This window comes from Pedococcus sp. (assembly GCF_036554925.1).
Classification (GTDB): Bacteria; Actinomycetota; Actinomycetes; order Actinomycetales; family Dermatophilaceae; genus Pedococcus_A.
Genome location: NZ_DATBMI010000186.1, coordinates 1 through 13,885, shown reverse-complemented (window position 1 = coordinate 13,885; position 13,885 = coordinate 1). Strand labels below are relative to the sequence as shown.

The 13,885-nt window shown below is 73.6% G+C and carries 14 protein-coding genes; 7 read left to right on the top strand and 7 right to left on the bottom strand.

Annotated features, from left to right (window positions below; genetic code table 11):
* The coding region (locus VIB11_RS14495; protein WP_332031979.1) for a hypothetical protein at positions 1-184 on the bottom strand (184 nt) is incomplete at its 3' end.
* Positions 185-398: 214 nt separating this feature from the next.
* On the opposite strand from VIB11_RS14495, the gene VIB11_RS14490 reads away from it, so the two are divergent.
* Both VIB11_RS14490 and panB read left to right on the top strand, forming a co-directional pair.
* Positions 399-2,141, top strand: a complete 1,743-nt coding sequence (locus tag VIB11_RS14490; protein ID WP_332031978.1) for an NAD+ synthase — start codon at positions 399-401, stop codon at positions 2,139-2,141.
* A gap of 35 nt (positions 2,142-2,176) precedes the next feature.
* The gene (gene panB, locus VIB11_RS14485) at positions 2,177-3,055 is read left to right on the top strand and encodes a 3-methyl-2-oxobutanoate hydroxymethyltransferase (protein WP_332031976.1); all 879 of its coding nucleotides are present in this window, start codon (positions 2,177-2,179) and stop codon (positions 3,053-3,055) included.
* Positions 3,056-3,062: 7 nt separating this feature from the next.
* Here panB and VIB11_RS14480 read toward each other — a convergent pair whose 3' ends face one another.
* Entirely contained in the window at positions 3,063-4,352 is a 1,290-nt protein-coding gene (locus tag VIB11_RS14480) for an ArgE/DapE family deacylase (RefSeq protein WP_332031974.1), read from the bottom strand.
* Between the two features lie 46 nt (positions 4,353-4,398).
* Between VIB11_RS14480 and VIB11_RS14475 the strand changes: the two genes are divergently transcribed.
* Both VIB11_RS14475 and VIB11_RS14470 read left to right on the top strand, forming a co-directional pair.
* Positions 4,399-5,430 carry a TIGR03557 family F420-dependent LLM class oxidoreductase gene (locus VIB11_RS14475; protein ID WP_332031972.1) on the top strand — a complete coding sequence of 344 codons (1,032 nt, stop codon included), beginning with the start codon at positions 4,399-4,401 and terminating at the stop codon, positions 5,428-5,430.
* Between the two features lie 41 nt (positions 5,431-5,471).
* Entirely contained in the window at positions 5,472-6,116 is a 645-nt protein-coding gene (locus tag VIB11_RS14470; RefSeq protein ID WP_332031970.1) for a class I SAM-dependent methyltransferase, read from the top strand.
* Between the two features lie 20 nt (positions 6,117-6,136).
* Here the strand turns inward: VIB11_RS14470 and VIB11_RS14465 are convergent, their stop codons facing one another.
* On the bottom strand, positions 6,137-6,322 hold the full coding sequence (locus tag VIB11_RS14465; RefSeq protein WP_332031968.1) for a methionine aminopeptidase: 186 nt from the start codon (positions 6,320-6,322) through the stop codon (positions 6,137-6,139).
* A 47-nt stretch (positions 6,323-6,369) separates the two neighbouring features.
* Here VIB11_RS14465 and map point away from each other — a divergent pair, with 47 nt between their 5' ends.
* The gene (gene map / locus VIB11_RS14460; RefSeq protein WP_332031966.1) at positions 6,370-7,233 is read left to right on the top strand and encodes a type I methionyl aminopeptidase; all 864 of its coding nucleotides are present in this window, start codon (positions 6,370-6,372) and stop codon (positions 7,231-7,233) included.
* A 41-nt stretch (positions 7,234-7,274) separates the two neighbouring features.
* Positions 7,275-8,033 carry a polyphosphate--glucose phosphotransferase gene (gene ppgK, locus VIB11_RS14455; RefSeq protein ID WP_332031965.1) on the top strand — a complete coding sequence of 253 codons (759 nt, stop codon included), beginning with the start codon at positions 7,275-7,277 and terminating at the stop codon, positions 8,031-8,033.
* Positions 8,034-8,097: 64 nt separating this feature from the next.
* Here ppgK and VIB11_RS14450 read toward each other — a convergent pair whose 3' ends face one another.
* From VIB11_RS14450 to VIB11_RS14440, 3 genes are all read right to left on the bottom strand, one after another.
* Positions 8,098-9,672 carry a hypothetical protein gene (locus tag VIB11_RS14450; protein ID WP_332031963.1) on the bottom strand — a complete coding sequence of 525 codons (1,575 nt, stop codon included), beginning with the start codon at positions 9,670-9,672 and terminating at the stop codon, positions 8,098-8,100.
* Complete coding sequence (locus VIB11_RS14445; protein ID WP_332031961.1) at positions 9,648-10,430, bottom strand: ABC transporter ATP-binding protein; 783 nt, start codon at positions 10,428-10,430, stop codon at positions 9,648-9,650. Before VIB11_RS14445 ends, VIB11_RS14450 begins: the two co-directional genes overlap by 25 nt.
* Before the next feature lie 73 nt (positions 10,431-10,503).
* Positions 10,504-11,160: an MBL fold metallo-hydrolase gene (locus VIB11_RS14440; RefSeq protein WP_332031960.1), complete on the bottom strand. Its 657-nt coding sequence runs from the start codon at positions 11,158-11,160 to the stop codon at positions 10,504-10,506.
* Between the two features lie 60 nt (positions 11,161-11,220).
* On the opposite strand from VIB11_RS14440, the gene VIB11_RS14435 reads away from it, so the two are divergent.
* Positions 11,221-12,459: an APC family permease gene (locus VIB11_RS14435; RefSeq protein WP_332031959.1), complete on the top strand. Its 1,239-nt coding sequence runs from the start codon at positions 11,221-11,223 to the stop codon at positions 12,457-12,459.
* A gap of 69 nt (positions 12,460-12,528) precedes the next feature.
* On the opposite strand, the gene VIB11_RS14430 is transcribed toward VIB11_RS14435, so the two are convergent.
* Positions 12,529-13,650, bottom strand: a complete 1,122-nt coding sequence (locus VIB11_RS14430) for a hypothetical protein (RefSeq protein ID WP_332031981.1) — start codon at positions 13,648-13,650, stop codon at positions 12,529-12,531.
* Positions 13,651-13,885: the final 235 nt, after the last annotated feature.

Here is a 13,885-nt window from a genome sequence, read left to right as displayed (position 1 = left end):
CGGCCTCCTTGCGCAACGCGCGCGCGGCGTCGCCCAGCGGGTTGGGCAGGTCGTGCTCGCGGTGGGCGGCCTTCGGCTCCGGGTCGCCGTGCACAGGGATCGCCTGCGCCTGGGCGGGCGCCATGCTGAGCGCGACGGCTGCCACCGCCACGCCCGACAGGACGTTGATGTGACGTCTCTTCACAGATCCTCCAGTGGTGTTCGTGGCCACACTTGGCACACACGTGGCGATGCAAGCACGAGATCGCGGCCACGCGACCGCTAGCGGCGTAACGACTTGTTAAAAAGTCACCCCGCCCGTCGGCCGCGCCGGCGCGGCCGGCGATCGCCGCACGCGCCGGGAGGGTCGCCCCACTGTCGGCCGAGGCGGCACTCGCGCCCGTCGGTAGGGTTGCCGCATGGCGCAACTCCGACTCGCCCTCGCCCAGGTCAACGCCACCGTCGGGGACCTCGGCGGCAACGCGGAGGTGGTCCGGCTGTGGGCGGCCAAGGCCGCCGAGGCCGGCGCCCACCTCGTCGCCTTCCCCGAGATGGTCCTCACCGGCTACCCGGTCGAGGACCTCGCCCTGCGGACGTCCTTCGTCGACGCCTCGCGGGAGGCCCTCGAGGGGCTGGCCCGCGACCTGCAGACCGACGGGGTCGGCGAGCTCCCGGTCGTCGTCGGTTACCTCGACCGCGCCCCCGCGGGCAGCCGCGACGCCGACCCCACTCGCGAGCTCCCCCAGAACTGCGCGGCGGTCCTGCACCGTGGCGTCGTGGTCGCCCGCTACGCCAAGCACCACCTGCCGACCTACGGCGTCTTCGACGAGGCGCGGGTCTTCACCCCCGGCCACGACCTCGCCGTCGTGCGGGTGCGCGGGGTCGACGTCGCGCTGGCCATCTGCGAGGACATCTGGCAGGAGGGCGGTCCGGTCGCCATGGCGCGCGAGGCCGGCGCCGAGCTGCTCCTCGTCCTCAACGGCTCGCCCTACGAGCGCGACAAGGACGACACCAGGCTCGCGCTGGCCGCCCGCCGCGCGGGGCAGGCACAGTGCGCCCTGGCCTACCTCAACCTCGTGGGCGGCCAGGACGAGCTGGTCTTCGACGGCGACTCGATCGTGGTCGACGCCGACGGCTCCGTGCTCGCGCGCGGTCCGCAGTTCGCCGAGGACCTCCTGGTCGTCGACCTCGACCTCGCCGAGTCGACGTTCGACCCCGCCGACGTGACCGAGGGCGTCGTCTTCACCGCCGTGACCGAGGAGCCCGCCCCCTCGTATGCCGCGCGGGCGGCACCGGAGGCACCGCGCCTCGACCCGGTGGGCGAGGTCTACCAGGCGGTCGTCCTCGGGCTGCGCGACTACGTCCGCAAGAACGGCATGTCCTCGGTGGTCCTCGGGCTGTCAGGCGGGATCGACTCCGCGCTCGTGGCCGCCCTCGCGTGCGACGCCGTGGGCGCGTCGAACGTCGTCGGGGTCTCGATGCCGAGCGAGTACTCCTCCGAGCACTCCAAGGACGACGCCGCCGACCTCGCGAAGCGGACCGGGCTGGACTACCGCGTCCAGCCGATCAAGCCGATGGTCGAGGCGTTCCTCACCCACCTGGGGCTCACCGGCGTCGCGGAGGAGAACCTCCAGGCCCGGTGCCGCGGCGTCATCCTCATGGGCCTGTCCAACCAGGAGGGGCACCTCACCCTCGCCACCGGCAACAAGTCCGAGCTGGCGACCGGCTACTCCACGATCTACGGAGACAGCGTCGGGGGCTACGCACCGCTCAAGGACGTCCCGAAGACGCTCGTGTGGGAGCTGGCCACCTGGCGCAACGCCGAGGCCGAGCGCGCGGGCGAGACACCGCCGATCCCCCCGAGCTCCATCACCAAGCCCCCGTCGGCAGAGCTGCGCCCCGGCCAGGTCGACCAGGACTCCCTGCCGCCCTACGACGTCCTCGACGCGATCCTCGAGCTCTACGTCTCCGGGGCCCAGGGCCGGGCCCAGCTCGTCGCCGCCGGCTTCGAGGAGGCCGTCGTCGACAAGGTCGTCTCGCTCGTCGACCGCGCCGAGTGGAAGCGTCGCCAGTTCGCGCCGGGCCCGAAGATCTCGGCGCTGGCGTTCGGCCGCGACCGACGGCTGCCGATCACCAGCCGGTGGCGCGAGCAGGACTCCTGACCTCGTCCGGGCGCGCCACCCTAGGATCACCGGGTATGAGCGACTCCCCCACCTCCGGCGAGATGCAGGCACCCTACGGCTCGGGCCCCCAGGCGGCCTCGGGCCCAGCGCCCGTGCGCCGCGTGCGCATCCCTCACCTGCAGGCCATGAAGGAGCGCGGGGAGCGGTGGGCGATGCTCACCGCCTACGACCAGTACGCCGCCGAGATCTTCGACGAGGCCGGCATCCCGGTGCTGCTCGTGGGCGACTCGGCCGGCAACAACGTCTACGGCTTCGAGACCACCGTCCCGGTCACCGTGGAGCACCTCCTGCCGCTGGTGAAGGCGGTCTCGTCCTCCGCCCGGCGGGCGATGGTGGTGGCGGACCTGCCGTTCGGGTCCTACCAGGCCAGCCCCGAGCAGGCGCTCGGCACCGCCACCCGCTTCATGAAGGAGGGCCTCGCCCACGCCGTGAAGCTCGAGGGGGGCAAGGCGATGGTCCCCGAGATCGAGCTGCTCGTCCGGGCCGGGATCCCGGTCATGGGGCACATCGGCTTCACCCCGCAGAGCGAGCACGTCCTCGGCGGGTACAAGGTGCAGGGCCGGGGCGACGCCGCGGACAAGCTGGTCGACGATGCCGTCGCGCTCGAGCAGGCCGGGTGCTTCGCGGTGGTCATGGAGATGGTGCCGGCGCCCCTCGCAGCCCGCGTGACGGAGGTGCTGTCGATCCCCACCATCGGCATCGGCGCCGGGCCCGAGTGCGATGCGCAGGTCCTGGTGTGGTCCGACATGGCCGGCCTGCGCGGTGGCAGGTCTCCCCGCTTCGTCAAGAAGTACGCCGACCTCCGGGGCACGCTCGGCGCAGCGGCCCGTGCGTATGCCGCCGACGTCGCGGCGGGCACGTTCCCCGCGGCGGAGCACTCCTTCGAGGAGTAGCCGCCGGTCAGTCGACGGTGCCGCAGCGGCGCAGGGCCAGGAGGGCGTACACCCGGGCGCACCGCTCGAGGTCGGCGACCTCGACCTGCTCGTCCGAGGCGTGCGCGTGCCGCACGTCGCCAGGGCCGTACTGCAGCGTCGGGATGCCGGCTGCCGCGTAGTGCCGCAGGTCCGAGCCGTACGGGCCACCCAGCACCTCCGGCGGGGAACCCACCGTGCGTGTCACGCACTCCGCCACGTCCCGGAGCAGCGGGTCCCCCGTGGGCAGGGCGGCCGGGGCGAAGGCGCCGCCCGGCCAGCTGACGGCCACCGGGTGCTCCCGCAGCCAGGGGTGCTGCTCCCCCGCCAGGGCCACTGCCTGCTCGAAGGCCGTCCGGGCGTCGTCGAGCGACTCCCCCAGCCGGACGCCGTACCGGCCCTCGGCGACCAGCCGGTCAGGCACCGTGCTGGCCCAGTCGCCCGCACGCACGATCCCGACCGAGAGCGGCCACGCCAGGTCCAGGTGCGAGAACAGCTCCGGCACCACCGCGTTGCGCTCGACCTCGAGCGCCCTGAGCGCCTGCTGGACGGGCAGGAGCAGGTCGATGGCGCTGACGCCGCGGGTCCGGGTGGAGCCATGCGTGGCCCGTCCCTCGATCTCGAGCCGGAAGGTCAGGGAGCCCGCGTTGGCCGGCACGACCGCCCCGGAGGTGGGCTCGGCGATGACGCAGGCCTGTGCGACGTGCCCCCGCCGCAGCGTGGCGAACGCCCCCAGCCCACCGTCCTCCTCACCGCTGACCGTGTGGACGGCGAGCGGCCGGGCCAGGCGCACCCCTGCCCGCCCCAGGGCGGCCACCGCACCCAGGACCGCGGCGAGGCCGCCCTTCATGTCGCACGCGCCGCGTCCGGAGGCCACCCCGCCCTCCACCCGGAGCCGGAACGGACCCGTTGCCGGCCACTGGGCGAGGTCCCCGGGCGGCACGACGTCCGTGTGCCCGCAGAGGGCCAGCGCCGGCACACCCGTGCGGTCCGCCGCGGCGGGTCCACCCAGGACGGCCACGCACCCGCGCGCCGCGGCCCGCTCCACCTCCATCCCGGGAAAGCCCTCGGCCGCCTGCTCGGCGGCGATGTCGATGTCCCACTCCTCCACCTCGAGGCCGAGGCTGCGGAGCCGGTCGGCGCACCAGAGCTGCGCCCGCGCCTCCGCCGGGGTGCCGCCGACCGACGGGATCGCCACGAGGTCGGCGAGGTCGGCCACGATCTCGTCGGCGTCGACGGCGTCGAGCACTCGCTGCTCGGTGGTGGTCAGCGTCTCCATGGCCCGAGGCTCTCATCCCGGGCGGGGCGGGGATAGCGTTGCGCGCATGACGGACCGCGCCCATGCCCTGACTCCCGACGGCACGCTCACGGTCGGGTATGCCGCGATGCTCGAGCAGTTCCACCCGCGCGAGGCGGTGGACCTCACCGCCTTCGCCGAGGAGCACGGCTTCTCCGGGTGCATGGCCGCAGACCACTTCCAGCCGTGGGTGCCGCAGCAGGGCCATGCGTCGTTCGTCTGGAACGTGCTCGCGGCGGTGGGCGAGCGCACCAGGGGCGACCTCGGTCCGGGCGTGACCTGCCCGTCGTTCCGCTTCCACCCCGCGATCGTGGCCCAGGCCGCGGCGACCCTGGAGGCGATGAACCCGGGTCGCTCCTGGCTCGGCCTGGGGACGGGCGAGGCGCTCAACGAGCACGTCGTCCCGGGCTACTGGCCCGAGGCCGGGGAGCGGTCCCGCCGGATGTGGGAGGCGGTCGAGCTCATCAACCAGCTCTTCGCCGCGTCGCTGAAGGGCAGGGACACCAAGTTCGCCGGAGAGTTCTTCAAGATGGAGACGACCCGGCTGTGGTCCATGCCCGAGGCCGCTCCGCCGGTGCTCGTCGCGACGGCTGGCCCGATCAACGCCCGGAAGACCGGGAAGCTCGCCGACGGCATGATCACCGTCGGGGCACCGCTGGAGAAGATCGAGGGCCTGTTCGGCAGGTTCGAGGAGGGGGCCCGCGAGGCCGGCAAGGACCCCTCCGCCATGCCGAGGATCCTCCAGCTGCACCTGTCCTGGGCCGAGACCGACGAGCAGGCCCTCCGGAACGCCATGACCGAGTGGCCCAACGGCGGGATGAAGTTCCCCAAGGCCGACATCCGCTCCCCGTTCGAGTTCGAGCAGATGGCCAAGCTGGTGCGCGCGGAGGACTTCGAGGGCCGGATGGTCATCTCCTCCGACCCCGACCTGCACCGGGCCGAGATCCAGCGCTTCGTCGACCTCGGCTTCGACCGCGTCTACCTCCACAACGTGGGGCGCAACCAGCGCGAGTGGATCGAGGTCTTCGGCCGCGACGTGCTGCCGAAGCTCACCCGCTGAACCGGGAGCGCCCGGCCGGGACGCGCATCTACGCTGTGCCCATGAGCGAGCAGGTGCCCCCGATCCCCGAGAGCGAGCCGCGCACGCTGTGGTCCGAGATCTCCGGTGGGATCGCTGCCGCGACGGCCTACCAACGGCGCTTCGACGAGCTCGCGGCCAAGGTCGACATCCACGGCGAGGCGGCGTTCGTGGAGTCCCTCGTGTCGCCCCCGGCCCGCATCCTCGACGCGGGTTGCGGCACCGGGCGCGTCGCCACCCAGCTCACCACGCTGGGCTACCACTGCGTGGGCGTCGACGTCGACGCCGACATGCTCGCGGTGGCCCAGGACCGTGACCCCGCCACGGTGTGGGTGCGGCAGGACCTCAGCCGTCTCCACCTGCGGACGCAGGCGTTCGACGTCGCCGTGCTGGCCGGGAACGTCGTCCCCCTGCTCGCTCCCGGAACCCTGGCCCAGACCATGGAGCGGGTCGCCGCCCACGTGCAGCCCGGCGGCCTGGTCGTCGCGGGCTTCGGCCTCGACGCGGCGCACCTGCCGCCGCGGATCCCGGTGACGGGACTGGACGCCTACGACCGGGCGTGCACGGTGGCTGGGCTGTCCTTCCTGCGCCGCTACCGCTCGTGGGCCAAGGAGACCTGGCGACCCGACGCCGGCTACGCCGTGAGCATCCACCGCCTCAACGACTGACCAGTCGTCGTCAGTCGTCGTCAGTCGTCCAGGTCGTCGTCCCAGGCGCGGTCCTCCTCGTCCCAGCGCGCCGTCTTCTCCCGGGCGATGTCGAGGGCACGCGAGGCCTCGTCCTCGGTGTCGTAGGGCCCCATCAGGTCGTCACCCGGCCCCTTGGTCTCGTCGGTCTCGACCTTCCCGGTGTCGACGTTGTACCAGTAAGCCACTCGAGCCCTCCATGTCGTGAGCCGTCCAAGTGCCTAGACTCCACCGTATGCCGTTGACGTACGCAAGTGTTGCGCCCGGGGAGATCTCGCCGCGCCGCCAGGTGCCCGCCTCCATCCCGCGCCCCGAGTACGTCGACCGCCCCGCCCCGGCCAAGCACGACGGCTCGGAGGTGAAGGACGCCGAGACGATCGAGAAGATGCGCATCGCGGCGCGGATCGCCGCCCAGGCGATGGAGGCAGCGGCCTCCGTGATCGCTCCCGGGGTCACGACCGACGAGATCGACCGCGTCGGCCACGAGTTCCTCCTGGACCACCACGCGTACCCCTCCACCCTGGGCTACCGCGGATTCCCGAAGTCGCTCTGCACCTCGGTCAACGAGGTCATCTGCCACGGCATCCCCGACAGCCGGCCGCTGGAGGACGGCGACATCGTCAACATCGACATCACCGCCTACATCGGCGGGGTCCACGGCGACACCGACGCCACGTACCTCTGCGGCGACGTCGACGAGGAGTCGCGGTTGCTCGTCGAGCGCACCCGCGAGGCGATGATGCGGGGGATCAAGGCAGCGCTGCCGGGCCGCGAGATCAACATCATCGGCCGCGTCATCGAGTCCTACGCCCGCCGGTTCGGCTACGGCGTCGTCCGCGACTTCACCGGCCACGGCATCGGCGCCGCCTTCCACTCCGGCCTGATCGTGCCCCACTACGACGCCGCTCCCGCCTACAGCACCATCATCGAGCCCGGCATGACCTTCACGATCGAGCCGATGCTCAACCTGGGCACCCACGAGTGGGAGATGTGGGACGACGACTGGACCGTCGTCACCAAGGACCGCCGCCGCTCCGCACAGTTCGAGCACACCATCCTCATCACCGAGAGCGGGAACGAGATCCTGACCCTGCCCTGAGCGGGCACCGCGGGGCGACGGAGCCCCGGAGAGGAGCACCCATGTCGGAGAGCGGCATCGCCCTGGGGATCGACGTCGGGGGAAGCGGCATCAAAGGGGCCCCGGTCGACCTCGACCGGGGCAACTTCGCGGCCGACAGGATCCGCATCGACACTCCTGACGGGGCCACCCCGGACGACGTCTGCAAGGTCATCGCCGACATCGTGGAGCGGTTCGACGGCGCCCACGGCCACGCGCCCATCGGTGTCACCATCCCCGGCGTCGTGACCCGCGGGACCGTGCGCTCCGCGGCGAACATCGACCCCGCCTGGATCGACTTCGACGTGGTCGCCCACCTGCACGAGCTGCTCGACCACCCCGTCGTCGCCGTCAACGACGCGGATGCCGCCGGAATCGGCGAGATGTACTACGGCGCGGCCAAGGGCCACGAGGGCCTGGTCATCCTGACGACGCTGGGCACCGGCATCGGGACGGCGCTGATCCACGACGGCGTGCTCATCCCCAACTCCGAGCTCGGTCACCTCGAGCTCGACGGCCACGACGCCGAGAGCCGGGCGGCCAATGCGGCACGCGAGGGCGAGGGGCTGTCCTGGGACGAGTGGGCCGGGCGCCTGCAGCGTTACTACAGCCACCTCGAGGCGCTGCTGTGGCCGGACCTCTTCGTCGTCGGCGGCGGCGTGTCGAAGAAGTCCGACCGCTACCTGCCCCTGCTCGACCTGCGGACCCCGATCGTGCCCGCCCAGCTCGAGAACCGCGCCGGGATCATCGGCGCCGCCCACCTCGCAGCCCAGCACCGCTGACGGGCGCTGAACGCCGTATGGCGAGCGGGAGTGCGCGTGGCCGCCCATGCGGCACCCCGCGGGGTCAGCGGATGCGGACGAGGTCCTGGAGCAGCTCGGGCCCGCGGCGCTCGAACAGCGCCGCACCCTGGCGCACGCCGACGACCACCACCACGGCCCCGATGGCCGGCCCGACGACGAGTGCGGCCCAGGCCGCCCATCCGTGCCCGAACCACGCGAGGGCTCCGAGCACGAGCGCGGGCAGCGACAGCACCAGGACCCCGAGGCCGACGGCGGCCTGCACCAGGAGGGTGACCCCTGCCCCGCCGGGTGGTGTCGCGAACGGGCTCTCGCCGGGCCCGGGCACGGGGTACTGCTTCACGGCGCTGGTGAGCGAGGCGAGGGCGAAACCGGAGAGCAGCAGCGCGATGCTGACGCCGAGCGAGGCCGGCAGCAGGTCCCACCGGCCACCGAGGGCGGCGCCGAGCACCGCGTAGGCGGGGACGCAGACGGCGCCGAGCACCATCGACGGGAACAGCCGGCCCACCCGGTCGCTGACCCCGTCCACCCCTGTGGCGACGTGCAGCCAGAAGGCCGTGGAGTCGTAGCCGACGTCGTTGTGCTGGCCCCACCCCAGCATGTACGCGGAGGCGAGCGGCATGGCGGCGAGGGCGAGCTCGGAGTCCCCGGCCAGTCCCGGCACGAGCAGTCCCGCCGGCATCAGGACCGTGATGAGGGCGGGGAAGTTCAGCCGCGGGTCACGGCGCCAGTAGATCGCCGACCGGGCGGCGACGGCGCCGAGTGCGGTGCCGGGAAGTCGGCCGAGGAGGCCGAGGCCCGCGTGGCCGCCGGTGTCGGGGTCCGCGCTGGCGCCACGGGGGTTGCGCACCGCCGCCGCGAGCTGGCGCTGCCACGCCGAAAGGAGCGCGCCGGCGAGGACCACGGCGAGGGCCAGCCGGGCGAGCCCGGCGACCCAGTCGCCCGCGACGAGGTCGGCCGGGGCGGCCCAGGCCCAGCCCAGCGGCGACCAGCCGACGGCGGTGGCCACCGCGCCGAGACTTCCCGCAGCGATGTCGGCGCCGCTGGCGACGCTCACCAGGGGGCCGAAGCCGAGGAGCGCGACGAAGCCCGCGACGGCGAGCACGTCCCGACCGCGGCGTGTGCTCAGGACCGAGGCCGCCGCCGCCGTGATGATCCGGCTCAGCAGGACACAGGTCGCGATCCCTGCGACCCCGCCGACGGCGGCGCCGAGCACGCCCAGCACGCTGTGCGACCAGGTCACGAGGGTGGCCGCGACCAGCAGGACGGTCGCGGCACCCGGGAGCCCGATCAGTCCGGCCATCGCCAGCCCAGCGGCCAGCTGCCGCTCGGGCACGGCGAACGTCGCGAAGCGCACCGGGTCGAGGGTGGGGTCCGTGCCGAACACCAGCACCGGCACGAGCGCCCAGGCGGCGATGAGCACGGCACCCAGGAGGGTCGTCGCTGCGCGGGTCAGCTCGAGGTCCGGCTGGAACCGGAGAGTGACCAGGCCGGCGATCCCCAGCACCAGCAGCCCCCCGCCGTAGAGGAGGCCGAGGGCGATGCCGATCAGGGCCGCGGGGCTGCGGCGCAGGCCGTTGCGCAGCAGCTGCAGCTTCAGCTGGACGAGGTGTGCAGCCACGCCAGCCCCTCCACGTCGGTCGAACCGCCCACGAGGTCCACGAAGCGGTCCTCCAGGCTCAGGCCCCCGCGCACGTCGTCGAGGGAGCCGCTGGCCCGCACCGCGCCGCCCGCGATGATCGCGACGTCGGTGCAGATGCGCTCCACGAGGTCCATCACGTGGCTGGAGAGCACGACGGTGCCACCGCCCTCGACATAGCGGGACAGGATGCCTCGGATGGTCCGGGCGGAGACCGGGTCCACGGCCTCGAACGGCTCGTCGAGGACGACGACCCGTGGTCCGTGCACCAGGGCGCAGGCGAGCGTCACCTTCTTCGTCATGCCAGCCGAGTAGTCCACGACGAGCTTCTCCCCCGCCTCCGTGAGGCCGAGCGCGGCGAGCAGCTCCTCCGCACGGCCCACTGCCTCGCCGCGGTCCATGCCACGCAGCAGGCCGGCATACGTCACGAGCTGCAGCCCGGTGAGCCGGTCGAAGAGGCGCAGCCCGTCGGGGAGGATCCCGATCCGGGCCTTGGCTGCCGTGGGGTCCGACCACACGTCCACGCCGAGCACCTCCACCGTCCCGGCATCCGGCCGGAGCAGGCCGGTCGCCATCGACAGCGTGGTGGTCTTCCCGGCGCCGTTGGGTCCGACGAGGCCGTAGAACGACCCTCGCGGGACGTCGAGGTCGATGCCGGCGACCGCGAGGGTCTCGCCGAATCTCTTGGCCAGCCCACGGATTCGAAGGGCCGGCTCGTTGGTGTGGAGTCCCCCGCTCATGGGCTGGACGCTAACACCCGGGGAGGCCGGTGTGCGGCGGCCCGGCCCGAAGGACGCCGCTTGTCTCGTGGGACTAGGCCCGGAACTCCTGCGGCTCCCCGCTCCCGAGGTCGCGGATGCACGTGTCCGCCCCTCCGAGGCTGTCGGCCTGGGTGAGGTAGAGCTTGCGTCCCCGCTCGCTGAGCAGGGCGTCGTGGATCGGCACGGCATACGGGGCGTTGAACCGCCGCAGGAAGGCGGTCATCTCACGGCTGCGCATCCACGGCGCGTTGAGCGGGAACGCCAGCACGTCCACCTCGCCCGGCTCGGCGTCGAGGGCGTCGCCGGGGTGGAACAGCGTGGGCTCGCCGGCGGCGCTGATCCGGACCCCGGTGTTGGGGATCCGCTGGATGTCGTCGTGGATCAGGGCGTGGTCGGCACCCGCGGCGGCCAGGCGGGCTCCGCCGATGGCGACCTCGTCCCCCTCCTCGAAGGCCTCGGCGTCGATGCCCTTCTCGCGCAGCAGGCGGGTCGTGCCGGGGTCGGCCAGCAGCTCGACCCCGGGGTTGGCGCGCAGCAGCTCCGGCAGCCTCTCCCGGTCGAGGTGGTCGGGGTGCTGGTGCGTCACGAGCACCGCGTCCAGGTCGCGCTGGTCGACCGCGCGCGGAGACCACATGCCCGGGTCGACCAGCAGGCGGGTGTCGGCGATCTCGACCAGGAGGCAGGCGTGTCCGAGGTGGGTGAGTCGCATGGCGACACCGTATGCCGCCCGGGCCTGCCGCCGCAGGGGCAGGAGGCCTAGGGTGTGGGCGTGGCTGAGCGACTTGCGCGGCGCCTCGGGCTCGGCAACGCCGTCGCGGTCGGTCTGGGATCGATGGTGGGGGCGGGCGTCTTCGTCGCCTTCGCGCCCGCAGCCCAGTCCGCGGGCTCGCTGCTGTGGCTGGCCCTCCTCCTGGCCGCCGCGGTCGCCTACTGCAACGCCTCGTCGTCGGCGCGGCTCGCGGCCCGATACCCCGAGTCTGGCGGCACCTACGTCTACGGGCGCGAGCGGCTCGGGCCGTTCTGGGGCTACCTCGCGGGCTGGGCCTTCGTCGCCGGCAAGCTCGCCAGCTGTGCGGCGATGGCCCTCACGGTGGGCGCCTACCTCTGGCCGGCTGCCATGCGGCCCGTCGCGGTCGCCACCGTCGCAGGAGTGACCGCCCTGAACTACGTCGGGGTCCACCGGAGCGCGGCCGCAGCCCGGGTCATCGTGTCCCTGGTGCTGGTCGTCCTCGGGGCCGTCGTGCTGGCCGCGTGGTCGGCCCCGGCCGCCGACGGGACGCTGACCGGGGACCCGCCGGGCTGGCCGGGTGTCCTGCAGGCGGCGGGCTTCCTCTTCTTCGCGTTCGCCGGGTACGCCCGCATCGCCACCCTCGGGGAGGAGGTGCGCGACCCGGCGCGCACCATCCCGCGGGCCATCGCGCTCGCGCTCACCCTGGCGGTGGCCGTCTACGCCGTTGTCGGCAGCGCCGTCGTCCACGCCCTGGGCCTCGACGAGCTGGCCTCGGCGACGGCCCCGCTCGTGGAGGCGGTGCGCGCCGGCGGTCAGGGCTGGCTCGTGCCCGCGGTCCGCTGCGGGGCCACCCTCGCCGCGGTCGGCTCCCTGCTCGCCCTCGTGCTCGGGGTCTCGCGCACCGTGCTGGCGATGGCTCGCGACGGCCACCTGCCGCGTGCCCTGGACCGCGTGCACCCAGTCCACCGCGTGCCGCACCGGGCGGAGCTGGCCGTGGGCGCGCTCGTCGCCGCCATGGTGACGGCCGGTGACCTGCGGCCGGCGATCGGCTTCTCCGCGGTCTGCGTGCTCGCCTACTACGCGATCGCCAACGCCAGCGCGTGGACCCTGGACCAGTCGCCGACCCGCCGGATCGTGCCGGCCGCGGGAGTCGTCGGCTGCGTGGCCGTCGGCGCGAGCCTGCCGGCCGGATCGGTCGTCGCCGGCGTGGCCGTGCTGGTGGCCGGTGCGGCCTCCTGGCTGGTGCGTCGACGCGCGGGCGCCGGGTCCCGCACCTAGTCCCTCCCCCGGGAGGGTGGGTCACCGTCGGCAGGCCGCCCGCACGCGCTGCTGCCCGCTCGCCACGCGTCAGAACCGCAGCAGCGCGCCGACCGGCGTATCCATCGCCGAGGCCTCGTGCACCTCGAGGACCCGGCCCCCGTGGCGCAGGGTCTCGACGACCGCTCGGTCGACATCCCCCTCGTCGGCCGCCCCGGGCGCCTCGCGGGGCAGCAGCAGGGTGTCCACCCTGCCCTCGCGGGCAGCGGCGGCCACCTCGCCGGGGTCGGCCAGGGTGAGCCCGGTCCCGGCGGCCGCGCGGTACCGGTCGAGCTCGAGCGTCTCCCGCTCGGCGAAGTGGCTCTCGACCAGGGACCAGCCGGCGTCGTGGAGCTCGGTGACCGGCCGGTGCTCCGGGTTGCCCTCGACGGCCTGCGGCCACACCAGCGGGTAGCGGCTCACCGCGCTGAAGATCGGGAGGTAGTAGGCGACGCAGGCGAGCACGAGGGGCTCGCGACGCGGGCCGAGGCGCGCCGTGAGCGGCCGGTCGACGGCGCGGAAGAACCGCTCGAGGGCCGCCTTGTCGTAGTCGGCCTCGTTGCCCTGCCCGTGGAACTGCGTGGTGCCCTGCCCGGTCGAGTGCGACTGGCCGTAGCGTGCCATCTCCTCCTGCGGGATGGCCTCTGCCATGGAGGACGGGATGTCGCCCAGCCTCAGCTCGCCGATGCTGTGGCGGGTGGCGTGGAACAGCCGCACCGAGTTCTGGGCCAGAGCCAGGAGGAACAGGCCACCGTCCGCGGACAGCAGCGGCACGAGTGGGCGGAGTCGGAAGGACTCCCCCACGACGACCTGCTCGGTGACCTCGATCGGCAGCCGGAACCGCGCGGCATACCCGGGGGCGGCGAACAGGGCCAGGCCGTCGGCCTGGTGCTGCCAGAACTCCGCGTCGTCCTCGAGGGCGTGCAGCGGCGCCAGCACCTCGGTCGCCACCGACTCCTCGACCCCGGCGCCCGCCAGGCCCGCCGCAGCCTCCTGGAGCCGGTGCCTGAGCCGGGTCGGGCCGACCACCGTGTCCGGCCCGACACGCGCGGACGGCAGCAGCACGGTCACACACGGTCCCGCTACCCGCGCCATCCGCTGGAGCTCCTCGGAGGACACCACGTCGATGTCACCGAGGACGGTCTCGCCGCCCGTTGACGTCCTGTCGACCATCTCGACCACCCGCTCTCCGCCTCTGCCCTCTCTGCCTCGGCCCGCTGCAGACCGATCGTTCCCATTCGACCTCTCCCTGCCGGTGGGGTGGAGGGCCCAACGACCCGAAGGACGGTCGCGTCGACCGGACCGGCGGACCGTGGGCCCGGGGCCCTCGGCAACGCTTCACACGCACGCCTCGCTGCCGGGCGGACGCCCCGCGGGGCGAAGGGGCCGGAAGGCTCTGCCCTGGCCA